The sequence below is a fragment of the Mesorhizobium sp. B4-1-4 genome, from assembly GCF_006439395.2.
GTDB lineage: Bacteria > Pseudomonadota > Alphaproteobacteria > Rhizobiales > Rhizobiaceae > Mesorhizobium.
Genome location: NZ_CP083950.1, coordinates 3850275 through 3875250, shown reverse-complemented (window position 1 = coordinate 3875250; position 24976 = coordinate 3850275). Strand labels below are relative to the sequence as shown.

Sequence of the window (24976 nt, the reverse complement as noted above, 5' to 3'; positions counted from 1 at the left end):
GCTACGACTTCGAGCCGAGTGTCTTGATCGCCTCGTCGGTGGAGGAATCCGTCTGCCGCATCAGCGCGGCGGTGTTCTCGAAGGCACGCTGGACCATGATCAGCCGGGTCATCTCCAGCACCGGATTGACGTTGGATTCCTCGACGAAACCCTGCGCGACGCCGACGTCGGAGCGGTCGGTGACCGGCTCGGGCGTGCGCGCCGGCACGATGCCTGAATTGCCGTAGCGTACGAAGTTCTCGCCGGGGTCGAAATTGTAGAGGCCGATCGAGCCGACAAGCTGATCGTTCTGGCGCAGCGACCCGTCGGCGCCGGCCTTGGGCGGACCGTTGCGGGGATCGAGCTGGATCGGCGCGCCGCCGGCGTCGAGCACCGGGTGGCCTTCGATCGACATCAGCTCGCCATTCTCGTTCATCGAGAAGCGGCCGTCGCGGGTCATGACGGTGCCGGCCGGCGTATCGATGGCGAACCAGGCATCGCCCTGGATCGCGAAATCGAACGGATTGCCGGTCTCGGTCAAGGAGCCATGGGCGCCTGAAAGATAGGTCTTGCCCGACGAGGCGAAGGACACCGATTTCTGGCCGGTGCCCGACACCACGTCCTCGAATTTCACACCGGTGGCGCGAAAGCCGACGGTCCCGGCATTGGCGACATTGTCGGCTATCGTGTCGAGCCGGCGCTCGAGCGCCATCTGCGAGGAAAGGGCGACGTAGAGACTGTCCCGCATGATCAGAACTTCAGTTTCTGCATGGCCATCATCAGGTCGGTGGAGATGCCAGCCGTGACCGGCTGTGCAAACAACACGCTGACCGACGTCACGGCCGGCGAGGTCGGGTTGTTGATCTCGTACATGCTGGTGAAGCGGGTCAGGAACTTGCCGAGTTTCTCGGGGTCGGAGAAATCCGAGATGCTGAGCTTCTGTTCGAAAAGCTGCGCCTGCTTGTCGATATCGGCGGCGGCGAAGGAATCGGGCAGCCCGAGCGCGGTGCGCACCACGCTCGCAAGTGCCGTGTCGGCCAGCACGTCGTACCAGCTGGTGATGGTGGGCGCCTTGCGCTGGAAATAGAGCGCCAGCCGCACGCCTTGATTGGTCTGGCCGGCATCCTCCTCCAGCGTCTGGCGCATGTATTTGTCGACGGTCGGCTGCTGCGCCGGATTGATGGTGGTGGCGTTTTCGCCGTACTGTTCGAAGTTGAAGGCCGAGGCCAATGCCGCGTAAGCCGGGTTCGTCTGCTTGTTGGCGACGCTGTTGGGGTCGCGCACGCCACCCTGCAGGACCTGCTTGATAAGGTCCTTGTCCTCCGTCGCCGAATCGAGGCCGAACGCGGCCAGCGCGTAGGTGTAGAGCCGGCTGTTCGACATCAAATCGTCGACCGACTTCACCTTGGTGATGTTGGCGAGATAGTAGGTCGTCTCGCCTTTCACATAGTCCGAATTCGGGTCGAGACCGGCGATTTGCGCCTGTATGGCGTAGTTCTTCGTCACCAGCTGCTGCGCCTTGTTGTAGATGGTCGCATCGGCGCCATTGGCGGCGAAGTTGAAGGCGCTGACGAACTCGGCGTAGCGCTTGTCGGTCAGCTTGTTGGCGAAACTGTCGGGGTCGGAAACGCCTTCCTTGAGCGCCTTGACCATGAAGGCCTTGGCGTAGTCCATGTCCTCCAGTCCGTAGGCCTTCATGGCATATTTGAACAGCCGGTCATTGTTGACGAAATCGTCGATCGATTTCACCTTGGTGATGTTGGCGAGATAATATTGCGTATCGCGGTCAACCGTCGGCTGTTGCTCGATGCGGGCGATGGATTTGCCGATGTCCTTGGTGATCAACTGGTAGCTGGTAAAGGTATTGAGCAACGTCATGCCTCCGGCCGAAGCTTAATATCGCGACAATAATCTCGCTTCCTTGCGCGAAACTGAATCGGTCCGGCCGTTCGGATTCAAGCCTCACACAAGGCACGGGGACTATCCCTTGCGCTGACGTGAAATGCGGAAGGACCTGCCGTGGGCATTCTGATTGGACTGGTGGTGACGCTCGGCTGCGTCCTTGGCGGCTTCATGGCCATGGGCGGACATCTGCACGTGCTGGTCCAGCCATGGGAAGCGGTGGTCATCTGCGGCGCTGCCTTGGGCACCTTCCTGGTCGCCAACCCGATGAAGACGGTCAAGGATACCGGCAAGGGCATCCTCGAAGCCTTCAAGCAGGCCGTGCCGAAGGAACAGGATTACCTGGAGACGCTCGGCGTGCTGCACAGCCTGATGCGCGAATTGCGCTCGAAATCGCGCAGCGAGGTCGAGGCGCATATCGACAATCCGGAAGAATCGGCGATCTTCCAGGCCTTTCCGACCGTGCTCAAGAACCATGACCTGATGAATTTCATCTGCGACTACTGCCGCATCATCATCATCGGCAATGCCCGCTCGCATGAGATCGAGGCGCTGATGGACGAGGAAATCCAGACCATCAAGTCCGACAAGATGAAGGCCTATCATGCGCTGGTCGCGGTCGGCGACGGCCTGCCGGCGCTCGGCATCGTCGCCGCAGTGCTCGGCGTGGTCAAGGCGATGGGTGCCCTTGATCAATCGCCGGAAATCCTCGGCGGCCTGATCGGTGCCGCCCTGGTCGGCACCTTCCTCGGCATCTTCCTGTCCTATGCCGTGGTGGGGCCTGTCGCCACCAAGATCAAGACGGTGCGCGAGAAGAAGAACCGCCTCTACATCATCGTCAAGCAGACGCTGCTCGCCTACATGAACGGCGCGCTGCCGCAGGTGGCGATCGAGTTCGGCCGCAAGACCATCTCGTCCTATGAGCGGCCGACCATCGACGCGGTCGAACAGAGCACGATGGCCACCGGCGCCGCCGAGAAGAAAGCCGCTTGAGCAATGCACGACAGATCGGTGCCGATACGGTCATGACCAGCCCAGGCAGCCCCGTGCAAGCGCGCTCGCTGATCATCGAGCGTCTGGTCGGCGATAGCGGCGAGGCCGATCAGGTGATCGATGCCGGCCGCGCCATGGCCGAACGCGCCGTACCGCTCTTGCAAAAGGGCCTCTCGGGCGAACTCGGCATTCCGGTGATCGTCGACCTCAGGGCCGTCGAGGTCAGTCGCGTCCCGGAGGCGCGCTCACGCGCCGGCGAAAACTTCGCCATGACCGTCGTCGGATCGCCTGCATCCTCGGACGCGATGACGCTCGTCATCGATGCTCCCGCGATCGCGATCATGGTGTCCATGCTGTTTGGCGGCGATCCGGATATGCCGGCATCGTCGATCGAGCGCGACCTGTCGCCGATCGAGGCCGATGTCTCGACCATGGTGTTCCAGGAGGTGGCGCAGGCGCTGAACGGTTCGGGGCGGCGTTCGCTCGACCTGCGGCTGCCCGCGCCGCGTGCCATGTCCGGTATCGAGGCCAGAAAGCATGTGCTGCGCGACGGCGCCGCGATCCGCATCGTCCTTGGCATTTCGACGCCAGTCGACAGCGGCTCCATCACGGTGACGATGCCGCAGCGCGTCGTGCTGGTCGGCCGCGACGGCACCGCCCCCGTCGCCGAGGACGATCACGGCGGCAGTTGGCGTGCACGCTTTTCGGAAGAGGTGATGCGCTCGACAGTGGCGCTGGAAGCCACCATGCCGCTGGCGCGGCTGACGCTTGGCGACCTCGCCGGTCTCGAAAAGGGGCAGGTCATCGACTTCGACGAGACAGCGCAGTCACGGGCCCGCCTCAGCGCGCGCGGCAAGACGCTGTTCGTATGCGAGTTCGGCAAACTGGGGCAGAATTACACCGTCCGAATCAGGCATCCCTTCGATGCCGGGCAGGATTTCATCGATGGGCTCATGCCGGCTGGCGCCGGCCGCGCCTGAGCTTTTGGAGACGACGCATGGGCAAGACCAAGGTAGAAGCAGAGCTCGACCAGCCGGACGAGCAGCTCGACCGCGCCATCGAGGAATTGCGCGGGGTTCTGCATGAAGAGGAGCAGCGCCCCGACGCGGCGTTCAGGGCCGCCGCTGGCGCCAATTCCAATGTCATCATGAACATCCCCGTCGATGTCCAGATCATCCTCGGCAGCACCGAGATGGCGGTTGCCGACCTGATGGCCCTGCAGAAGGGATCGACGGTGGCACTCAACCGCCGCATCGGCGAACCCGTCGACGTCGTCGTCAACGGCCGCAAGATCGCGCGCGGCGAGATCACGGTGCTTGAAAGCGACCCCTCGCGCTTCGGCATCAGGCTGACCGAAATCATCGCCGGCACGAAGGGCGCCTAGACATGGCTGGTGGGGCTTGGCGGTTGCGGCGGAGGCGAGAGGCAGCATGACGCCGCTGACGACGCTCACGCGCGCGCAGAAGGCGGCCGCCATATTGGTGGCGATGGGCAAGCCATCCGCCAGCCGCCTGCTGAAATTCTTCAAGCAGGAAGAGCTGAAGGCGCTGATCGAGGGCGCCCGGCTGCTCAGGACCATTCCGCAGAGCGATCTCGAGCGCATTGTCGCCGAGTTCGAGGCGGAGTTCACGGAAGGCGCGGGACTGCTCGATTCCGCCGACAGGATGGACACCATCCTCAACGAGTCGCTGTCGCCCGAAGAGATGAGCGCCATAATGGGCAACAAGAAACCGGAGGCGGCACCCGAAGGGCCGCCGCCGATCTGGCCCGATCTCGAAAAACTCGAAGCCTCGCGGCTGGGCACCTTCCTGGCCGGCGAACATCCGCAGACGGCGGCCATGGTGCTGTCGAAGCTGGCGCCGCAAGCGGCCGCAGGCGTGCTTTTGACGCTGACGAAGCCGATGCGCGGCGAAATCATCAAGCGCATGGTGACCATGGCCAATGTTCCGCCCGCCGCCACCAGGATCGTCGAGAACCGGCTGCGCGCCGGCGTGCTGTCGGACACCTCGACCAAGGACACTTCGGCAGGGCAGGCGCGCGTCGCCAGCGTGCTCAATGAGCTGGAAAAGCCGCAACTTGAGGAGGTCATGCAGGATCTGGAGGCCGCCGGCACGCCCGATCTCGACGGTGTGCGGGCACGGCTTTTCGCTTTCGACGACCTGCCGCTGCTGACCCAGAAAGCGCGTGTGCTTTTGTTCGACGGATTGTCGACCGAGCTTGTCACGCTGGCGCTGCGCGGAACCTCGGCGGCGCTCGCCGAAGCGGTGCTGTCGGCGATCGGCGCGCGGTCGCGGCGCATGATCGAAGCCGAGCTCGGACAGGGTTCGGACGGCGTCCCTGCCGCCGACATCCTGGCGGCGCGCAAGACCATCGTGACGACCACCATCCGGCTGTCGCGCGAGGGCGCTTTCGAACTTCCCTCGACCCAGAACGCCGCGTAAGGCATGTCCGACGCCACCGACAAGGACTCGAAAACCGAAGAGGCGACGGAAAAGAAGATCCGCGACACGATCGAACAGGGCAAGCTGCCCCATTCGCGGGAAACCGCGCTCCTCGCCTCTTACGTCGCGATACTGGTGTTCACCGTCTTCTATGCCAAGGACGCGGTCATCAATCTCGGCATGTTTCTGTCGATGTTCCTTGAGAAGCCCGAGGCCTGGCCGATGGACACCGAGACCGACATCATCGCGCTCTACAAGATCGTCTTGCTGGAAGTGGGCCGCGCCCTCGTCAGCCTGCTGGTGCTTTTGACCGTCGCCGGCATCGGCGCCTCGGTGCTCCAGAACATGCCGCAATTCGTCGGCGAGCGGATCAGGCCGCAGATGTCGCGCATCTCGATCGTCAAGGGCTGGAACCGGATGTTCGGCGCCCAGGGCTGGGTCGAGTTCCTGAAATCCCTCGCCAAGGTGGGCTTCGCCATCGCGGTGCTCGTCTTCACGCTGTCGGAGGATCACCGCAAACTGCTCGACGGGATGATCACCAATCCCATCGCCTTCGGTCTCGTCATCCGCGGCATCGCGGTCGACATCCTGGTTGCGATCGTCTTCGTCATGGGTCTGATCGCGGCGATCGACCTCGTCTGGTCGCGCTTCCATTGGAAACAGGACCTGCGCATGAGCAAGCAGGAGGTCAAGGACGAATTCAAACAGTCCGAGGGCGATCCGATCGTAAAGTCGCGGCTGCGCTCGCTGGCGCGCGACCGGGCGCGCAAGCGGATGATGACGGCGGTGCCGCGCGCGACGCTGATCATCGCCAATCCGACACACTATTCGATCGCGCTGAAATATGTGCGCGACGAGGATTCGGCGCCGCTTGTGGTGGCCAATGGGCAGGATCTGGTGGCTCTGAAAATCCGCGAGATCGCAAGGGAAAACAACATCCCGATCTTCGAGGACGTAGCGCTCGCCCGCTCCATGTACAAGCAAGTTTCGGTCGATAATGTGATCCCGTCGCAATTCTACCAGGCCGTCGCCGAACTGGTGCGGATCGTCTACTCGAAAAAGGCTGAGCGCAGACAGATTTCATGAACCGCCAACCGCACGCAAAATCCCGCGAGATCATCGTCGCCAACGCTATCGAGCAAGTCGTGGCCGAGTTGCGCCTGATCGATGTCGCCGACTATATCGCCTTCATCCGGCTGGAGCACTTCGCCTGCCTGTCGGATCTGGTCGATTCAGCAGCGGAGTTGTTCTTCAATCCGCGCACGCTCAGGCTAGGCCATGGCGGCGAGGCGCATGTCGACTGGAGCGGCAGCCCGCGCATCGTGCTCGATCTGGAACTCAGGCCACCGGGGGTAACCGTCTATTTCCAGCTGACGCTGAGCGAGACCGGCAACTCGGTCGCGGTCAACTACGTGTCGTTCGAAAAACCTGGCGAGGACCCCGAGCACAATACGGCGCTGCTGGAGGCTGTGATCGAACAGGCCCGTATCCGCAGGGTCGAGCCGCTGGCCTTCTGAACCGGCTCTATCAGACAGCAAACGCTATTCGATCAGGCCAAGCCGCAGTGCCTTGGCGACGGCCTGATTGCGGTTGACGGCGTTGAGCTTCTGGGTTGACTGGGCCAGATACTGGTTGGCGGTGTGCACCGACAGTTTCAGGAGCCGCGCGATCTCCTCGCTGGTATTGCCGTTGGCGGTCAGCTTCAGGCATTCGAGTTCGCGCTTGGAGATGGCGCGCATCCTGCCGGCGTCGCCCGGGCGAATGCGGGCGACGCCTGCGAACAGCGAGAAGCAGCGGGCGTGGATATCGTAGAGCGTATCCTGCGTCATCGCGATCTCCGATCCCAGGAAGACGACGAGGCCGCATTGGCCGCGATCGGCGTGGACGGGGAACGCGATGCCGCTGGTGCCGGGCGTCAGCGGCGCCATTTGTCCGGTCCAGGCGAGATTGCCGAACATGTCGACCATCGCCGCGACACCGTCATCCGACCACCAGCGCGGTTCGGTCGAAAGGCGGGTGTGGCGCACGATCTCCTCGCCATTGGCCCCTGAAATGAACTTCGTAGCCACCGCGATGCCAGGATAGTCTGAATCAAAACAGGGGACCAGCCGCGCCCGTTCCGGCGACGGGCTGACGAAGAACAGGCCGAAGCCCGAGGCGTTGATGTCGACTGATATCCAGCGGCAGCGGCGCACGGCATCGGGAATGGTGACGGCGTGATGCGTTTCGGAGCCGAGCGTGAAGGCGCCGAACGGGCTGTGCTGCTCGTTGAAAAGGGCTTCAGCGGCATCCTTGATGTCGGCGTGTTTCAAATGATGCCACTCCTGATCGCGGTGGCGATGGCCATCGCACGGTTGCTGGCCGCGAATTTCTGGATGGCGTGGGTGATGTAGCTGTTGACCGTATTGGAGGAGACGCCAAGGATGACGGCCACCTCGTCGGTGGTCTTGCCTTCCGAGACCCAGAAGAGGCATTCGCGCTCGCGGTCCGACAGGGGATCCTGCATCGCCGCCGCGGCGATCAGTTGCGGAATATGCGAGAGCGCAAAGCAGCATTTCAGCTGCGCCTTCATCAGCGCCGGCTCGTCGATCTGGCCGACCGTCGCCGCCGAGAACAAGACGAACAGGCGCTGGCGGCCGACATTCAGCCGCAGCGAATAGATCTCGGCATGGCCGAGCACGTCGAGAAGGCGGGCCTCTTCGCCGGAGACCAGTCCGTCGGCATCCGGCGCTTTGGCCGCCACCAGCGGCTTCGGACGGAAACCGGGCGCGACGGTGAGGGCACCCTGGGCGAGGCTGGCGATCAGCCGCTTGCCGATCAGCTCGATGGCATCGAAGATCCAGTTCGAAGAGACGATGCGCGCATCGTTGCGGTCCTGGTCGTGGACGATGGCGACCAGCATGTAGCTGTCGGCGCCGATCTCGGCGGTCAGCTCCATGAAGAAACTGGTGAGATCACCGCGCGACGTCAGGCGCGAGCCCAATGTGTCGGATTGAAGAGGCGCGGCGGGACTGCTCATCTGCTGCTTTTGGCCGGAATCGATTCTGATGTCCGGATGCTGGAGAGCCAGCCGCCGAACCCCTAAAACGCGTTACTTTTACGAGGCACACGAGGCGCGGGGCCGCGCCCAACCAGACGGAATCCATTCAGGGAACGCGAAGCCGTCCGCGTCTGGCGCCGGAAAATTCCGGAACTTGAGACTTTGGGTGGTCGCCGCGCCCCCCGAGGACCGGCTGATTCGGGTCTAATCTACCCGCAGATGAATCCGACATCAAACGCGATTTGACAAAATCGAATCCGGCGGACTCTGCCTGCGACTCAGGGGGGATTTTCCCGGCTCTCAATGTGCGAAAATCGCCGGAACCGTGCAGGCCGGCCATATCGGCGGCGGCTCCGTTGCGATAAATTCGCGACTGTCGAAGGGGAGGGCACCTTCGACAGTCGCGCGCGCAATCGGCAGGACGGATATGGTTATCCGTGGCGGTTCCGTTCGGCTCCTGGCGAGGTTTGTTTCGGGGGAAACGATGAGCGATTCATTTCGGGAAGTTGCATCCGTCTCGTGGTTCGGGCGGATCAAGCGCGCGGTCGGCGGGGTCATCATCGGCCTGCTGCTGATCGTGCTGATGGTGGTCGGGTTGTTCTGGAACGAGGGCCGCGCGGTGCAGACGGCGCGCTCGCTGGCCGAAGGCGCCGGCGCCGTCGTCTCGGTGAACGCCGACAGCGTCGATGCCGGTAATGACGGCAAGCTTGTGCATGTCAGTGGCCCGGTGACCGCGGACGGCGGTCTGGCGGACCCGGATTTCGGCATTGCCGCGCAGGGGCTGCGCCTGTCGCGCACCGTCCAGATGTATCAGTGGAAGGAACAGTCCAAATCCGAGACCACCAAGAAGCTTGGCGGTGGCGAGGAGACGCAAACCACCTACAGTTATTCGCGGGTGTGGGACGGCAGCCAGATCGATTCGTCCGATTTCAAGAAGCCGGACGGCCATCAGAATCCGCCGATGGCGATCCACAGCCGCGCCTTCCAGATTCCACAGGGCAAGCTCGTCGCCTTCGATCTGGACAAGCCGGTGCTCGATCGTATCGAAGGTGACAAGGACTATTCGCTGTCGGCCAATCAGGCGGCGGCGATCAAGGCCGCCTATACCGGGACGAAGCCGCTCAGCATCGTCGATGGCAAGATCTATCTCGGCAGCGACAACACATCGCCAGCGCTGGGCGACTACCGCATCGGCTATCAATTGGCGCCGCTTGGCGTGGTCAGCATCGTGGCGCGTCAGGCCGGCAGCCGGTTCGAGCCATACCAGACGCAGGCGGGCGATGCGTTGCTGATGGTCGACACCGGCACGGTGCCGGCCGACAAGATGTTCGCCGAAGCGGTCAGCGTCAACACGCTGATCACCTGGCTGCTGCGTGGTGCCGGTCTGCTGCTGCTGACCATCGGCTTTGCCCTGTTCTTCGGCCCGATCGGCGTGATCCTCGACGTCATTCCGTTCCTCGGCAGCATGGCGCGGATGGGAACCGGTATCATCGCCTTCTTCCTGGCGATCCTGGTCGGCTCGACGACGATCGCGATCGCCTGGTTCTGGTTCCGGCCGCTTCTGGCGGCGGGCATCCTGGCCGCCGGCGTCATCGCGGCGGCGGCGGTCTATTATCTCGGACGGTCGCGCAAGGCGGCCGCGCAGATGGCGACGCCGAGCGCCGGCATCGCAATGTAGCTCGCGAGCAAGGGCGGACCTGCCGCCCTTGCTCCGTCGTGCCTGACATTGTCGGCCCGGATCAGCCGGCAGCCTTACCGGTCCTCGAAGCCGGTCAGCACGCCGACGGCGTTGATGCCGATCTCCTCGACGGCGTAGCCACCTTCCTGGACGAACAGCGTCGGCAGTCCGAGCCTGGCGATGCGCCGGCCGATCTTGGGATAGTCGGCGGATGTCAGCTTGAACTGGCTGATCGGGTCCTTCTCGAACGTGTCGACGCCGAGCGAGACGACGACGACATCCGGCGCATAGGTGGCAAGCCTGGCGCAGGCGTCCTCCAGCGATGCGTTCCATGCGTCCCAGCCGGTGCCGAAGGGCATGGGATAGTTGATGTTGAAGCCTTCGCCCGCGCCCGCGCCGCGTTCATCGGCATGGCCGAGGAAGAACGGATATTCGACCATCGGATCGCCATGCAGGTTGAGAACCTGCACGTCGGCCCGGTCATAGAAGATCTCCTGGGTGCCGTTGCCATGGTGGTAGTCGACGTCGAGGATGGAGACGCGCTTGGCGCCCTGGTCAAGGAACCATTGCGCGGCGACGGCGGCGTTGTTGATGTAGCAGTAGCCGCCCATGAAGCCGGCGCCGGCATGGTGACCGGGCGGGCGGCAAAGCGCGAAAGCCGACCTCTCGCCGTCCTTGACCAGACCGGCAGCGGTCAGCGCCACGTCGTAGGAGGATTTGATCGCGGCCCAGGTCCCCGCGACGAAGGTGGCGCCGCCGTCGAAGGAATAGTAGCCGAGCAGGGCGTCGATGCGCTTTGGCGGCACGTCGCCACGCAGGCCGCGCGTCGGCCAGGTGAAGGGCATTGCCGTGCCCGTGTGGCCCTCAGCCGTCCATTGCGGCCAGACCGTCGGCAGGAAATCGATGTAGTCGGCCCTGTGGACGCGCTTGGCGGCGGCAAGATCGTGCTCGACCGGCGCGATGATCGGCCCGAGCCTCTCGCTTTCGACCCGCGCCTTGATGAACTCGGCGCGCGAGGGCTTTTCAAAGCCCGGCACGATGGCCGAGGTGACCAGCTCCATCTGGCCGGAATGGCCGGCATGAAGCGGCGAATAGACAGTCTTCATAAAATTCCTCTCGAAGTGCGAAATCAGTCAAGGTTGAGATAGGGGTTCACCAAAGCGAGCCACATGGTTTCCACATCGTCCTCGATGAGGTCGAATGTCCGGCGATCCTTTTTCAGCCCGACGAGCCGGCAGACGTGCCCGACCTCCATCATCACCACGCCGAGCCGGCTGGCGATCTTGCCTTCGAGAGCCGGGTTCACATGCTGCAGCCATGCGGCGTAGAGGGCGATGATCTGGTCGTCATATTCGTTCTGGATCGGCCTGAGGTCGGCATTGCCCGAGATCGCCTCGATCACTGGCATCAGGGTGGCGTTGTCGAGATAGAGCCTGGACGTGTCGGCGAAGAGCTTGCGCACTTCGCGCCGAAACTCTTCGCGGTTGGTGGGCGGGGGGACCTTGATGCGTTTCGCGATCATCTCGGGAAATGACGACAGCCATCGCCGCGCGAGGTCCAGAAGAATGGCTTCCTTGTTGGGAAAGTATTGGTATACCGAACCGACCGACAAGCCCGCGCGCTGCGCGATGGCGAGCGTCGTCGGCGTCTTGGTTCCTTGCTCCCGCGTCAGGATCAGCGCCGCGTCGAGTATCCTGTCGACCACCTTGCTAGACCGTTGTTGGCGCGGCTGCTTGCGTGGTTCGAGCGCTATCCTGGTTTTGCGGTCGAGACTGCGCTTCACTGCTTGATATCCCCGTTCCCCGCCCGGTCTCAACACAAGCGGAGGATGCTGTCCACAATACATTCCAAATTCCGCATGTTGACAAACGCGAATAATTAGTCGCATTCTTTTATCCACGCTGTCTTCAGGGATAACAAGGGGAATTTCGAGGACAGCGCGCTGGCATCATTCTTTGTCCCATGGCACTGCTCCAACGGAGCGGCAGGTGGTTGGACGCGGAGTTGCCGGTCTCAGTCAGTCGTCAAAAGCGCGGAGTCGCGATGTCTGTCACGGATGCGGGTCACAATGCGGATCTGATCGTCATCAATGGTCATGTGCTGACCATGGACGATGACAATCCCGCCGCCGAGGCTGTTGCCGTCAAGGACGGTGCCATAATCGCCATCGGTAGCCGCGCCTCCGTCGAAGAGTTCAAGGGACCGGGCACCAGGGTTGTCGACGCCAAGGGCGGTTCGGTGCTCCCGGGTTTCATCGAAGCCCATATGCATCTTTTCTCAGGTGCGGCCGAGCTTGCCCATTTGCAGCTTTCGGGCGTCCACGGCTTCGAGGCGCTGCAAAAGGCGATCCGCGACTACGCATCGACACATCCCGACGCGAAAATGCTGGTCGGGCAGGGCGTCGACTATACCGTGCTCGGCGACGAGCGGGTGACGCGCCATCATCTCGACACCATCCTGCCGGACCGGCCCTTCGTCATGGCCGCACCCGACCACCATACGATGTGGGCCAACACCAAGGCGCTGGACATGGCCGGCATTCTGCATGGACGCGTGCTTGGCCCGGGCAACGAGATCGTCATGGGCGAGGACGGCCTGGCCAATGGCGAACTGCGCGAGGGCGAAGCCTTCGGCCCGGTGCTCGACCTTGCCGGCGAAAGCCGCGTGCGGCTGGGGCTGGCGACCGGCGGCGAGCCGGACCCGATGCCATCGGCGGAAGAGCGCGCCTTCGACCGTGACATCATGCGGCGAGGACTTGCCTGGTGCGCGCGCCACGGCATCACCTCGATCCAGAACATGGACGGCAATCTCTACCAGCTCGAACTGCTGGCCGAGATCGAGGCCGAGGAAGGCTTGCCCTGCCGCGTGCAGATACCGTTCCACTACAAGAATTTCATGACGCTCGACATGCTCGACAAGGCATCCGAGATGGCCGAACGCTTCGACAGCGAGTGGCTGTCGTCGGGCATGGTCAAAGTGTTCTACGACGGGGTGCTGGATTCCTGGACGGCTGTCATGATCGAGCCTTATGCCGACCGTCCCGACTGGATCGGCGAGCCGCTGTTCACGCCGCAACAGTTTATTGACCTCGCCGCCGCCATCGACAAGCGCGGGCTGCAGATCGCGGTACATTCGATCGGCGATGGCGCGGTGCGTGCCGTGCTCGACGGCTACGAGGCGGCGCAAAAGGCCAATGGCAAGCGCGATAGCCGGCATCGCATCGAACACATCGAGGTCACCACCACATCGGACGTGCCACGCTTCGCCGAACTCGGCGTCATCGCTTCCATGCAGCCGCCGCATCCGCCCGGCGCCATGGATTTCCCGCTGGAGCCGACCGTGTCGCGTATCGGCCCGGCTCGCTGGCCGCTGAGCTATGCCTGGCGTACCTTGAAGAACGCCGGCGCGCATGTCGTCTTCGCCTCGGACTGGCCGGTGTCGCCGGTCGACCCGATCCTGGGCATTCAGGCGGCAGTGCTGCGCAAACCATGGGCAGAAAGCGACCCGGACCAGAGCTTCTCGCTGCACGAAGCGCTCGCCGCCTACACGGTAGAAGGCGCCTATGCCGAATTCGCCGAGCATCGCAAGGGCATGCTCAAGCCCGGCTACATGGCGGATCTGGTCGTCCTGTCGGCCGATATCGAGAAGGCCGCGCCGGCAGACCTGCACAAGGTGCGGCCGGCAACGACGATCTGCGGCGGGAAGGTTACCTATCAAGCCTGACATTGGCATGGGGCCTGCCAAGCCAGAAATGACTGACTGAACTGTGATTCAATGCCGGGCTTGCCAACCTACCGGCCATGTGTTCACATCCAACAGGGGAAAGCTCCGCCAGCAAGAGCGGGGTCAACAGTGAGGCGTAATCGTGCCGGACAAACCGGATCGGAATGCGATTGAAGTAGTAAACGTCAGCAAAATTTTCGGATCGGGTGAGGGGCAGGTCGCTGCCCTCGACAAGGTCTCGGTATCCATCCGCGAGAACGAGTTCTTCACGCTGCTGGGACCGTCTGGCTGCGGCAAGACGACCTTGCTGCGGCTGATCGCCGGCTTCGACTTTCCAACCGCCGGCGAGATCCTGCTCTACGGGCAGGACATCGCGCCGCTGCCGCCCTTCAAGCGGCCGGTCAACACCGTCTTCCAGTCCTATGCGCTGTTCCCGCACATGACGGTGGCCGACAATATCGGCTTCGGCCTGGAGATGCTGGGCAAGCCCAGGGCCGAGATCAAGGCGCGCGTCGCCGAGATGCTCAAGCTGGTCAAGATGGAGGCCCTGGCGGGCCGCCGCACAGGCCAGATTTCCGGCGGCCAGCAGCAGCGCGTGGCGCTGGCCCGGGCGCTTGCGCCGCAGCCGAAAGTGCTGTTGCTCGACGAACCGCTCTCGGCACTCGACTACAAGCTGCGCAAGGAGATGCAGATCGAGTTGAAGCGGCTGCAGCATGAGACCGGCATCACCTTCATCTTCGTCACCCATGACCAGGAAGAAGCGCTGACGATGTCGGACCGCATCGCTGTGATGTCGTCGGGCAAGATCCTGCAGGTCGGCTCGCCCTGGGACATTTACGACAAGCCGGCGGAACGTTTCGTCGCCGACTTCATCGGTGAAACCAACTTCCTCACCGCCGCCATATCGGGCATCGGCAATGGCAAGGCACGCGCGACGCTCAAATCGGGCACGACGATCGAAGCAACCGTTGCCGAAGGCTTCCAGCCCAAGGACAATGCCACCGTGGTGGTACGGCCCGAGCACGCCAAGCTGACGAAGGACAAGGGTGAGTTGTCGGGCATGGTCGAAAACATCGTCTATTTCGGCACCGATACGCATATTCATGTCCAGCTCGACAGCGGCGAGGCCTTCACCGTGCGCCAGCAGAATACGCGCAGCGCCGGCTGCGGTTTCGAGCGCGGCGACAAGGTCGGCATCATGATCGGCAACGACGCCGCGCAAGTGCTGAGGGACTGATGGCCACCGCGGAAGAAGTCGCCAAGGCGGCGGAACGGCGCGATGTCCGTGACCGCTGGCTCTTGTCAGCGCCAGCACTGCTGGTCATTTTCCTGGCCGCGACCGGCCCGTTGCTGATCGTTCTCGTCTATTCCTTCCTGACGCCCGGCGCCTATGGCGACGTGAAATGGCAGTTCTCGTCCGACGCCTGGACGTCGGTGCTCCTGGAACGCGACATTTTCGACGATACGCTTTCGCTCGCGGCGGCGCATGTCACCATCTTCCTGCGCTCCATCAAGCTTGCCGTCGTGACAACGATCGCCACCTTGGCGCTTGGGTTCCCGACCGCCTATTTCATGGCGACACGCAGCGAAAAGACCCGAGACCTCTGGCTGTTCCTGATCACCATTCCGTTCTGGACCAACCTTCTGATCCGCACCTTCGCCGTGCTGCAGATCATCCGCAACGAAGGCATCATCAACACGATCCTTTTGAAGCTTGGCATCATCTCGGCGCCGATCCAGATACTCTACACCGACACGGCGATCCTGATCGGCATGGCCTATGTCTACCTGCCGCTGATGGTGCTGCCGATCTATGCCAGCATGGAGAAGCTCGATTTCCGGCTGGTCGAAGCCGGTTACGACCTTTATGCGACGCGTTTCCGGGTGCTTTGGCGCATTATCTTCCCGCTGGTCAAACCGGGGGTCATCGCCGGCTCCATCCTTGTCTTCATTCCCGCACTTGGCGCCTACGTGACGCCGAGCGTGCTTGGCGGCGGCAAGAACATGATGCTGTCCAACCTGATCGAATTGCAGTTCGGGCAGGGCCGCAACTGGCCGCTCGGCTCGGCGCTGTCGATCACGGTGATGATCATCGTCATGGTGGCGCTGCTTGCCTATGTGCGCAATGCCGGCAAGTCGGGGGTGCGTCATGGCTAACAACTTCTCCATCAAGCACCAGCCTGGCTTCACCGCGATCGCGGCGACCTGCTTCGCGGTCCTCTATCTGCCGATCATCGTGCTGGTGATCTATGCCTTCAACGCGGCAAGCTCGACGTCGGAATGGGGCGGCTTTTCGCTGAGATGGTTCCAGTCGGCATACCAGAACACGCAGGTCATCGACGCAACGCTGCGTTCCTTCCAGATCGGTTCCATCGCGGCGGTGCTGTCGACCATCTTCGCCACCATGGCGGCGCTCGCCACCACGCGCACGGCGTCCTATCCCGGCCTCACCTTCAAATATGCGGCCATCAACCAGCCGCTGATGGTCCCCGAGATTGTCACCGGCGTGGCGCTGCTGATCTTCTTCTCCCGCATCAAGATCTTCACCGGCTATTCCGGCCTCGGTTACCTGATCGCCGCGCATACGGCGTTCTGCATTCCCTTCGCCTACCTGCCGATCCGGGCGCGGCTGGAGAATATGGACCTGACGCTGGAGCGTGCCGCCGCCGATCTCTACGCGACGGCGTGGAAGACCTTCCGCCGCATCACGCTGCCGCTGTTGTGGCCCGGTATCCTGGCCGGCCTGATGCTGGCCTTCGTCATCTCGCTCGACGACGTCGTCATCACCGAGTTCGTCAAATCGGGCGGCCAGGACACGCTGCCCACCTACATGCTCGGCCAGATCCGCCGCGGCATCACACCCGAGATCAACGCGATATCGACCGCCTTCCTGCTGCTTTCGGTCGCGATCGTCACGTTGTTTTTCTTCGTCAGCAGGAAACGAGACTGAAACCGACAATGGGAGTTAAAACCATGAACTGGAAGACAACAGCAACCGCCATGGGGTTGGCGTTGCTCGCTTCGACGGGCCTCGCCCGCGCCGACGGCGTGCTCAACATCTACAATTGGGGCAACTACACCAGCCCTGACGTGATCAAGAAGTTCGAGCAGAAGTACAACATCAAGGTCACGATCACCGACTACGATTCCAACGACACCGCGCTCGCCAAGGTTCGCCAGGGCGGCACCGGCTTCGACATCGCCGTGCCCTCGCAGACCTATGTTCCGATCTGGATCAAGGAAGGGCTTGTGCTCGAAACCGACCCGGGCAAGATGGAGAACTTCAAGAATGTGGCGCCGGAATGGGCCAATCCAGATTTCGATCCCGGCCGCAAATATTCGGTGCCGTGGGCGCTGGGCACGGTGGGCGTCGTCGTCAACACCGATGCCTACAAGGGACCGGCCGACAGCTGGGGCATCATCTTCAACACGCCCGACGAGCTGAAGGGCAAGGTCAACGTCGTTCCCGAGATGAATGACGTCATCTTCGCCGCGATCAAATATGTCGGTGGCCAGCAGTGCACCGACGACAAGGCGGTGCTGAAGAAGGTGCGTGACACGCTCGTCGCGGCCAAGCCGAACTGGATCGCCATGGAATACAACACCATCGAGAAGATGGGCGCCGGCGACTTCAAGGCCACCAGCGACTGGAACGGCTCTGCGCTGCGCCAGCGACTGGCCAATCCGGCCATCCACTACAATTATCCGAAGGAAGGCTACGGCCTGTGGAGCGACAACGTCGTCGTTCTCAAGGAAGCCAAGAATGTCGACAACGCCAAGCTGTTCCAGAACTTCATCATGGATCCGGAAAACGCAGCCGGCCTCTCGGCCTTCCACCGCTACGCCAATGCCATCACCGGCTCGGACAAATACATGCCGGCCGACATGAAGGATGCGCCGGAAGTCGTCATTCCGGCCGCCGCGAAGCCACAGGGCGAATTCCAGAAGATGTGTGCGCCTGAAATCCAGGACATCTACACCAAGATCTGGACCGAACTGCAGAAGTAAGCGCTGCATGACGGACCCGGCGGCACACGCCGCCGGGTCTTTTCTTTCCGGGAATGGCCTTTCATGAATTCCTACCGCAACAGAGATCCGCGGCCGCCGGTCATGCAGGGCTCGCCGCCCGCCATGGTGCCGCCAAAGCTCGACTGGGACCGGCCGCCATGGAACCGCTGGGCGTTCCAGCACATCAGGGAAATCCTGCCGACCGCCGAAGTGTGGCGCGGCAATGGCCACCGCCATCGTCTCGAACGCGCCGAGGTCGATCTCGACGGGCTGTCGGTCGAGGACAGCGAAGGCAGGCCTTCAACGCTCGCGGCGTTGCTTGACGAGACCTATACGGATGGCTTGCTGGTACTCAAGGACGGCAAGGTCGCCTATGAGCGCTATTTCAACGGCATGGATGAGCGAACGCTGCATCTGTCGCAGTCGATGGCCAAATCGATCACCGGCGCGGTGTTCGGCATATTGGCTGGGCGCGGGCTGATCGATCCCACCCGGCCGGTCACCGATTACCTGCCGGAACTCGCCGCCACGGGCTGGGCCGGCGCCAGCGTCCAGCATGTGCTCGACATGACGACGGGCGTGCGCTTTTGCGAGGAATATACCGACCGCTATTCCGACATCGGCCAGGTCGATGTCGCCACGGGCTGGAAGCCAGTGCCGCCGGGCAGCGATCCGGACTTCCGCTGGCCCTCGCATTTGTTCGAGCTGATCCTCGGCTTGAAAGACACGGTCCGTCCGCACGGAGCAAAATTCGAGTACCGCTCGATAGAGACCGACGTGCTCGCCTTCATCATGGAGCGGGTGACCGGCAAGCGGCTGGCGCAACTGGTTTCCGAAGAGCTCTGGCAGAAGCTCGGTGCCGACGAAAGCGCCTGCTTCACCGTCGACAGCGCCGGCGATGCACTGGCCGACGGCGGCTTCAACGCGACGCTTCGCGACTATGGCCGTTTCGGCCAGATGATCCTCGATAATGGCGGCGGCATCGTGCCGGCGGCGTGGACCGAGGCGACACGCAACGGCAGGCACGGCCCGGATTTCTCCGCCAGCATGCCCGAGGGCAGTTACCGCAACCAGTTCTGGATCGAGAATCCCGGCTCGCGCGCGCTGATGTGCCGGGGCGTGTTCGGGCAGATGATCCACATCGACTGGAGCACAGGGATGGTCGTGGTGAAGCTTTCGACGTGGCCGGATTTCAGTAATCTCGCCTATTCCATAGCAACGCTGAAGGCCGTGCACGCCATCGCCGCCGCCCTGCGCTGAGCCCCTTAAGAAACGACCTGGAAGGAAAAACGCCATGACCGGCAAGACCGCGTTCGAGACCCGCTACGGCTTCCGCCGCAACGAGGTGCTGCTCGCCAACTGGCGCGAAAGTCCGTTCAACCGATGGTCGTTCCAGAACCTCGGCGAATTGGTTCCGACCGCGCGCGTCACGGCAACGCCTGGTGCCGCCGAGGAGCCCGTGCGAGACCTCGGCGGCCTGCTCGGCGAGGAAGTTTCGGTTGCCGGCGCGCCGGAGACCGTGGCTGAATTCCTCCTGCGTTCCAGCACCGACGCGCTGACGGTCATGAAAGGCGGCAAGATCATCGGCGACTGGTTCGCGCCGCATATGGATTTCGGCGCCCGCCACATCATCTTCTCGATCAGCAAATCGGTGACGGCGATCATTGCCGGCATACTGGAAGGCGAGGGCGTGTTCGATCCGGAGGCGCCGGTGACGCAATACATCCCGGAGGTGGTGGGCACGGCCTATGGCGAGGCCAGCGTGCGGCATGTGCTCGACATGAGCGTCAGCCTCGATTTCGAGGAGGCCTATCTCGATCCGGAAAGCGCCTTCGCACGCTATCGCCGCGCCACGCTGTGGAACCCGGGCGGCGGCACGGAAAGCCTGCGCGAATTCATCCTGACCCTGCAGCGGCTTGCCGAGCCGCATGGCCAGACCTTCCGCTACCGTTCGCCCAATTCCGACCTGCTCGGCCTGTTGCTCGAACGCGCTTCCGGCCAGCGCTTCGCCGACCTGATGCGCGACAGACTGTGGTTGCCGCTGGGGGCCGTCAGCGAGGCTTCGATCGGCGTCGACATGGAAGGCACGGCGCGCACCGCCGGCGGCATTTCGGTGACGCCGCGCGACCTCGCGCGCATCGGCGAGATGATGCGGCAGGGCGGCATGGCCAATGGCCGGCAGGTCGTGCCGGAGGCGTGGGTGCGCGATACGGTTGCGACCGGAGGCAGTTCGGAGGCCTGGCAGCGCGGCGCGATGCTTCCGCTGTTTCCACAGGGCCGTTATCGGAACAAATGGTACCAGTCGGGCAAGCCGAGCAGCGCCTATTGCGGCATCGGCATCCATGGCCAGTGGCTCTATGTCGACCCGAAGGCGGAAGTGGTCATTGCCAAGATGTCGTCGCAGCCGGAACCGGTCGATGACTCGCTTGATCTCGAAATCGTCGCTTTCTTCGAGGCGCTGACGCGACTGGTCTGAGCCGTCAGGCGCGGTCAGCTGCCGCATGGTTTCTTGTGGACCGCCTGTGACGGTTGAAAACGTCGCGGTTGGCGGAGTGAACGTCTGCGCCTATGGTCGCCGCTCTTTTCGACGACAGCAGGAACGACATGGCATCCGACATCAAGCGCATCGCAGCCATCATCGCGGCCGAGATCAAGGCGCGGCCCGAACAGGCGGCCGCGGCGATCGAACTGCTCGACGAGGGCGCGACGGTGCCGTTCGTGGCGCGCTACCGCAAGGAGGCGACGGGCGGGCTGGACGACACGCAACTGCGCGACCTTGCCGAGCGGCTCGCCTACCTGCGCGAGCTGGACGCCCGCCGCGACACCATCCTCGGCTCGATCCGCGAACAGGGCAAGCTGACGGAGGAGCTTGAGACCAAGATCGCCGCCGCCACCACCAAGGCGGAGCTCGAGGACATGTACCTGCCCTACAAGCCCAAGCGCCGCACCAAGGCCGAGATCGCCCGCGAGCGCGGATTGGGACCGCTGGCCGCGGCGATCCTGGCGGACCGCTCGCTGGTGCCCGCCGAGGCGGCGCTGGCCTACATCTCCGAGGACGTGGCCGACGCCAAGGCGGCGCTCGAAGGCGCCCGCGATATCCTCTCGGAGCAGTTCGCCGAGAATGCCGATCTGGTCGGCAAGCTGCGCGGCTACATGAAGGAACGCGCCTTCCTGCGGGCCAGGGTGGTCGACGGCAAGCAGGAGGCCGGCGCCAAGTTCTCCGACTATTTCGACCATGTCGAGCGCTGGGCGACGGTGCCCAGCCACCGCGCGCTGGCCATGCTGCGCGGCCGCAACGAAGAGGTGCTGTCGCTCGACATCGAGGTCGATGCCGACGACGCCTCGCCTGTAAAGCCGGTCGAACGGATGATCGCCAATGCCTACGCGATCGGCGGCAGCCTGCCGGGCGACCGCTGGCTGATGGAGGTGGCCGGTTGGACATGGCGCATAAAACTGTTGCTGCACCTGACGCTCGATTTGATGCGTGACCTGCGCGAGCGGGCCGAGGAAGAGGCGATCCATGTCTTTGCCCGCAATCTCAAGGATTTGCTGCTGGCAGCTCCCGCCGGCTCGCGGCCGACGATGGGGCTCGATCCCGGCATCCGCACCGGCGTCAAGGTCGCCGTGGTGGACGGCACCGGCAAGCTGGTAGCGACGACGACGGTGTATCCGTTCCCGCCGAGGAACGATGTGCGTGGCACGCAGACGGAACTCGCGGCGTTGGTCCGCCAGCACAAGGTGGAGCTGATTTCGATCGGCAACGGCACCGGCAGCCGCGAGACGGAAAAGCTGGTGGCGGACATGCTGTCCGACATGCCCGCCGGTTCAGGCCCCAAGCCGCTCAAGGTGATCGTCAGCGAGGCAGGTGCCTCGGTCTATTCGGCCTCGGCGACGGCGGCGGCCGAATTCCCCGGCCTTGACGTATCGTTGCGCGGTGCGGTGTCGACCGCGCGGCGGCTGCAGGATCCGCTGGCCGAACTGGTCAAGATCGAACCGAAGTCGATCGGCGTCGGCCAGTACCAGCACGATGTCGACCAGTACCGGCTTGGCCGCTCGCTGGAAGCGGTGGTCGAGGACGCGGTCAATGCCGTCGGCGTCGATCTCAACACTGCCTCGGCGCCGCTCCTGGCGCGCGTTTCAGGTCTTGGCGCGTCACTCGCCGATGCTATCGTCGCGCACCGCGACGCGACGGGACCGTTCGCCAGCCGCAAGGATCTGCTCAAGGTGCCCCGCCTGGGACCGCGCGCCTTCGAGCAGTCCGCCGGCTTCCTGCGCATTCCAAATGGCACCGAGCCGCTCGATGCCTCGGCGGTGCATCCCGAGGCGTATGGCGTGGCGAAAAAGATCGTCGCAGCCTGCGGGCGCGATGTGCGCGCGCTGATGGGCGACAGCGCCGCACTCAAGGCGCTCGATCCGCGCGTGTTCGTCGATGAGCGCTTCGGCTTGCCGACGGTCCGCGACATCCTGGCGGAGCTGGAAAAGCCCGGCCGCGACCCGCGCCCCGGCTTCAAGACGGCGACCTTCGCCGACGGCATCGACGACATCAAGGATTTGAAGCCCGGCATGCTGCTGGAGGGGACCGTCACCAATGTCGCGGCCTTCGGGGCCTTCGTCGATATCGGCGTGCACCAGGACGGGCTGGTGCATGTCTCGCAGCTGGCCGACCGGTTCATCAAGGACGCGCATGAGGTGGTCAAGGCCGGCGACGTGGTCAAGGTGCGCGTCGTCGACGTCGACATCAAGCGCAAGCGCATCGGGCTCTCCATGCGCAAGGACGGCGGCGAGGGCGGCGGATCGAAAGGCGGGCCGCGCGACAATGGCGGCGGCAGGCCGGCGCCACGCTCGCCAGCACCCCAGCGCCAGCCGGAGCGGCCGGCCCAGCAAGGCGCATTCGGCGCGGCGCTGGCGGACGCGCTGAGGCGCAAGTAGCTACCACGCCAGGACAGCCGGCTCCTTCTCGAGCTGGCCCAGCAGCCAGTCTCGAAAACTGGCAGCCGGTGGATAGCCGCGCTTGTCATGGGGAACGACGAGGTAATAGGCGCTGCGGCTTTGCATCGGTTGGCCGGGCGCCGTCACAAGCTGGCCGCGCTGCAATTCGCCGGCGATGAGCAGTAGGGGCAACAGCGCCACGCCGAGCCCCGCCATGCAGGCCTGGGCGGCGGTGCCGAACTGCTCGAACTGCATGCCTGGTCCGGTCGGCGCGCTCAGGCCCTGGTGCTCGAACCATTCGGTCCAGGCGCCGGGGCGCGTCGCCATGTGCAGCAGCGGCAGGCGGCCGATATCGGCCGGCGTGGAGACGGCGCGGCCGGCGAGGAATTCGGGCGATACCACCGGCGCCACCGTCTCGCGCACCAGGAGCGTGGAGTCGGCCTCCGGCCAGTCAGGCAGGCCGTAATGGATGGCGGCATCCAGCCTCTCCCGGGCGAAGTCGAAGCGGCCGATGCGGGTGACGAAGTTGATGGTGATGTCGGGATTGTTCTCGACGAAACCAGGGATCATCGGCATCAGCCAGCGCGTGCCGAAGGTCGGCAATATGGCAAGGTTCAGGATGCCGCTATGCCGATTGCTCATCAATCCAAGCGCGGCATCCCGCAATTGGCCAAGTGCGGCACGCACCGCCTCGGCGTAGATTTCTCCCGCCGTCGAGAGCCGGACATTGCGGCTGTCTCGCTCGAACAATCGGCGTCCGAACTGATCTTCCAAGAGCCTGATCTGCCGGCTGACAGCGCCCTGGGTCAGGTCCAACTCCTGAGCGGCGGCGGTGAAACTGCCAAGCCGCGCCACCGCCTCGAAGGCGGCAAGGGCGCTGATGTTGGGCAAAAGGCGGCGCTGGACACTCATGATCCATTCCTAATGCTCATTGATCGGATAAGCAATTTCGTTTGATTTTTTCAGGCCGCGGGCCGATAAGCCGGGCTTCAGCCGTTTTGAGGATCAAGAGCCATGGCCGCCGACAAGAATGCATTCGTCTGGGAAGACCCGTTCCTGATCGAGGACCAGCTTTCGGAAGACGAGCGCATGGTGCGCGACGGCGCGGCGGCCTTCGCCGCCGACAAGCTGGCGCCGCGCATCGAGGACGCCTACCTCAACGAGACCTTCGACACGGCGATCTTCCGCGAGATGGGCGAGGCCGGCCTTCTTGGCATCACCATTCCGGAGGAATTCGGCGGGCTCGGGGCCAACTATGTCACCTACGGACTGGTCGCGCGCGAAGTCGAGCGTGTCGATTCCGGCTATCGCTCGATGATGTCGGTGCAGTCGTCGCTGGTGATGTATCCGATCCATGCCTATGGCTCCGACGCACAGCGCAGGAAGTACCTGCCCAAGCTCGCCAGCGGCGAGTGGATCGGCTGTTTCGGCCTGACCGAGCCGGATGCCGGCTCCGATCCTGGCGGCATGAAGACCCGCGCCGAGAAGACCGCCAGCGGCTACAGGATTTCCGGCTCCAAGATGTGGATTTCCAACGCGCCGGTCGCCGACGTGTTCGTCGTCTGGGCGAAGTTGAAGGGCGAGAACGGCAAGGACGAGATCCGTGGCTTCGTGCTGGAAAAGGGCATCAAGGGGCTTTCGGCGCCGAAGATCGGCGGCAAGCTGTCGCTGCGCGCTTCGATCACCGGCGAGGTGGTGATGGAGGGCGTCGAGGTCGGCGAAGACGCGCTGCTGCCCAATGTCTCCGGGCTGAAGGGCCCGTTCGGCTGCCTCAACCGGGCCCGCTTCGGCATTTCCTGGGGCTCGATGGGTGCGGCAGAGGATTGCTGGCATCGCGCCCGCCAATATGGCCTCGACCGCAAGCAGTTCGGCAAGCCGCTGGCCGGCACGCAGCTCTTCCAGAAGAAGCTCGCCGACATGCAGACCGAGATCGCGCTCGGGCTGCAGGCATCGTTGCGCGTCGGGCGCCTGCTCGACGAAGGCAAGATGGCGCCGGAGATGATCTCGATCGTCAAGCGCAACAATTGCGGCAAGGCGCTCGACATTGCCCGTCAGGCCCGCGACATGCATGGCGGCAACGGCATCCAGATCGGCTATCACGTGATGCGCCACGCGCAGAACCTGGAAACGGTCAACACCTATGAAGGCACGCATGACGTGCACGCGCTGATCCTCGGGCGGGCGCAGACGGGATTGCAGGCGTTCTTCTGATACGGGCAGCGCCATAAAGGCAATTCGCACCTGAATGGATTGCTGATCGCGTCACTACAAAGTCTGCGGGAT

At 63.7% G+C, this 24976-nt stretch carries 23 protein-coding genes; 16 read left to right on the top strand and 7 right to left on the bottom strand.

From position 1 onward, the window contains the following. Position 1: 1 nt before the first annotated feature. Positions 2 to 727, bottom strand: coding sequence for a flagellar basal-body rod protein FlgF (gene flgF / locus FJW03_RS18540; RefSeq protein ID WP_140607198.1), 726 nt, complete (start codon positions 725 to 727; stop codon positions 2 to 4). A 2-nt stretch (positions 728 to 729) separates the two neighbouring features. Further along, positions 730 to 1851 carry a DUF1217 domain-containing protein gene (locus FJW03_RS18535; protein ID WP_140759936.1) on the bottom strand — a complete coding sequence of 374 codons (1122 nt, stop codon included), beginning with the start codon at positions 1849 to 1851 and terminating at the stop codon, positions 730 to 732. A gap of 147 nt (positions 1852 to 1998) precedes the next feature. On the opposite strand from FJW03_RS18535, the gene motA reads away from it, so the two are divergent. From motA to FJW03_RS18505, 6 genes are read left to right on the top strand one after another with little or no spacing between them, the layout of a single operon-like run. Beyond that, a complete protein-coding gene (gene motA, locus FJW03_RS18530; protein WP_140607197.1) occupies positions 1999 to 2874 on the top strand; it encodes a flagellar motor stator protein MotA in 876 nt (291 codons plus the stop codon). Between the two features lie 32 nt (positions 2875 to 2906). After that, the gene (locus FJW03_RS18525; RefSeq protein ID WP_140759938.1) at positions 2907 to 3854 is read left to right on the top strand and encodes a FliM/FliN family flagellar motor switch protein; all 948 of its coding nucleotides are present in this window, start codon (positions 2907 to 2909) and stop codon (positions 3852 to 3854) included. A gap of 17 nt (positions 3855 to 3871) precedes the next feature. Beyond that, positions 3872 to 4258, top strand: a complete 387-nt coding sequence (gene fliN / locus FJW03_RS18520) for a flagellar motor switch protein FliN (protein ID WP_140690319.1) — start codon at positions 3872 to 3874, stop codon at positions 4256 to 4258. A 46-nt stretch (positions 4259 to 4304) separates the two neighbouring features. Beyond that, positions 4305 to 5315: a flagellar motor switch protein FliG gene (locus FJW03_RS18515; RefSeq protein WP_140690316.1), complete on the top strand. Its 1011-nt coding sequence runs from the start codon at positions 4305 to 4307 to the stop codon at positions 5313 to 5315. Between the two features lie 3 nt (positions 5316 to 5318). Beyond that, the gene (gene flhB / locus FJW03_RS18510) at positions 5319 to 6401 is read left to right on the top strand and encodes a flagellar biosynthesis protein FlhB (RefSeq protein ID WP_140759529.1); all 1083 of its coding nucleotides are present in this window, start codon (positions 5319 to 5321) and stop codon (positions 6399 to 6401) included. Continuing rightward, positions 6398 to 6832, top strand: coding sequence for a hypothetical protein (locus FJW03_RS18505; protein WP_140607193.1), 435 nt, complete (start codon positions 6398 to 6400; stop codon positions 6830 to 6832). Before flhB ends, FJW03_RS18505 begins: the two co-directional genes overlap by 4 nt. 24 nt (positions 6833 to 6856) lie before the next feature. Here the strand turns inward: FJW03_RS18505 and FJW03_RS18500 are convergent, their stop codons facing one another. Together FJW03_RS18500 and FJW03_RS18495 are read right to left on the bottom strand one after the other, a co-directional pair. Continuing rightward, a complete protein-coding gene (locus FJW03_RS18500) occupies positions 6857 to 7627 on the bottom strand; it encodes a helix-turn-helix transcriptional regulator (RefSeq protein ID WP_140759532.1) in 771 nt (256 codons plus the stop codon). Next, the gene (locus FJW03_RS18495; protein ID WP_140759535.1) at positions 7624 to 8334 is read right to left on the bottom strand and encodes a helix-turn-helix transcriptional regulator; all 711 of its coding nucleotides are present in this window, start codon (positions 8332 to 8334) and stop codon (positions 7624 to 7626) included. The genes FJW03_RS18500 and FJW03_RS18495 overlap by 4 nt, the downstream gene beginning before the upstream one ends. A gap of 505 nt (positions 8335 to 8839) precedes the next feature. Between FJW03_RS18495 and FJW03_RS18490 the strand changes: the two genes are divergently transcribed. Further along, positions 8840 to 10033 carry a TMEM43 family protein gene (locus tag FJW03_RS18490; RefSeq protein WP_226890402.1) on the top strand — a complete coding sequence of 398 codons (1194 nt, stop codon included), beginning with the start codon at positions 8840 to 8842 and terminating at the stop codon, positions 10031 to 10033. Between the two features lie 74 nt (positions 10034 to 10107). Here the strand turns inward: FJW03_RS18490 and FJW03_RS18485 are convergent, their stop codons facing one another. After that, positions 10108 to 11139: a histone deacetylase family protein gene (locus FJW03_RS18485; RefSeq protein ID WP_140759540.1), complete on the bottom strand. Its 1032-nt coding sequence runs from the start codon at positions 11137 to 11139 to the stop codon at positions 10108 to 10110. A gap of 23 nt (positions 11140 to 11162) precedes the next feature. Further along, positions 11163 to 11816, bottom strand: coding sequence for a TetR/AcrR family transcriptional regulator (locus FJW03_RS18480; RefSeq protein ID WP_140759543.1), 654 nt, complete (start codon positions 11814 to 11816; stop codon positions 11163 to 11165). Between the two features lie 260 nt (positions 11817 to 12076). On the opposite strand from FJW03_RS18480, the gene FJW03_RS18475 reads away from it, so the two are divergent. From FJW03_RS18475 to FJW03_RS18440, 8 genes are all read left to right on the top strand, one after another. Then, positions 12077 to 13756 (top strand): amidohydrolase, encoded by a 1680-nt coding sequence (locus FJW03_RS18475; protein WP_140759546.1) that lies wholly within the window; start codon positions 12077 to 12079, stop codon positions 13754 to 13756. A 142-nt stretch (positions 13757 to 13898) separates the two neighbouring features. Then, the gene (locus tag FJW03_RS18470; RefSeq protein ID WP_140690299.1) at positions 13899 to 14993 is read left to right on the top strand and encodes an ABC transporter ATP-binding protein; all 1095 of its coding nucleotides are present in this window, start codon (positions 13899 to 13901) and stop codon (positions 14991 to 14993) included. Further along, a complete protein-coding gene (locus tag FJW03_RS18465) occupies positions 14993 to 15913 on the top strand; it encodes an ABC transporter permease (RefSeq protein WP_140759548.1) in 921 nt (306 codons plus the stop codon). The genes FJW03_RS18470 and FJW03_RS18465 overlap by 1 nt, the downstream gene beginning before the upstream one ends. Then, positions 15906 to 16706, top strand: coding sequence for an ABC transporter permease (locus FJW03_RS18460; RefSeq protein WP_140759551.1), 801 nt, complete (start codon positions 15906 to 15908; stop codon positions 16704 to 16706). Before FJW03_RS18465 ends, FJW03_RS18460 begins: the two co-directional genes overlap by 8 nt. 23 nt (positions 16707 to 16729) lie before the next feature. Further along, positions 16730 to 17764, top strand: coding sequence for an extracellular solute-binding protein (locus FJW03_RS18455; RefSeq protein ID WP_140759556.1), 1035 nt, complete (start codon positions 16730 to 16732; stop codon positions 17762 to 17764). A gap of 63 nt (positions 17765 to 17827) precedes the next feature. After that, positions 17828 to 19024 (top strand): serine hydrolase domain-containing protein, encoded by a 1197-nt coding sequence (locus FJW03_RS18450; protein ID WP_140759559.1) that lies wholly within the window; start codon positions 17828 to 17830, stop codon positions 19022 to 19024. Positions 19025 to 19058: 34 nt separating this feature from the next. Then, on the top strand, positions 19059 to 20240 hold the full coding sequence (locus FJW03_RS18445; protein WP_140759561.1) for a serine hydrolase domain-containing protein: 1182 nt from the start codon (positions 19059 to 19061) through the stop codon (positions 20238 to 20240). A gap of 128 nt (positions 20241 to 20368) precedes the next feature. After that, positions 20369 to 22693: a Tex family protein gene (locus FJW03_RS18440; RefSeq protein ID WP_140759564.1), complete on the top strand. Its 2325-nt coding sequence runs from the start codon at positions 20369 to 20371 to the stop codon at positions 22691 to 22693. Here FJW03_RS18440 and FJW03_RS18435 read toward each other — a convergent pair whose 3' ends face one another. Beyond that, entirely contained in the window at positions 22694 to 23605 is a 912-nt protein-coding gene (locus FJW03_RS18435) for a LysR family transcriptional regulator (protein ID WP_140759567.1), read from the bottom strand. Positions 23606 to 23707: 102 nt separating this feature from the next. On the opposite strand from FJW03_RS18435, the gene FJW03_RS18430 reads away from it, so the two are divergent. Beyond that, the gene (locus FJW03_RS18430; RefSeq protein ID WP_140759569.1) at positions 23708 to 24904 is read left to right on the top strand and encodes an acyl-CoA dehydrogenase; all 1197 of its coding nucleotides are present in this window, start codon (positions 23708 to 23710) and stop codon (positions 24902 to 24904) included. Positions 24905 to 24976 lie beyond the last annotated feature (72 nt).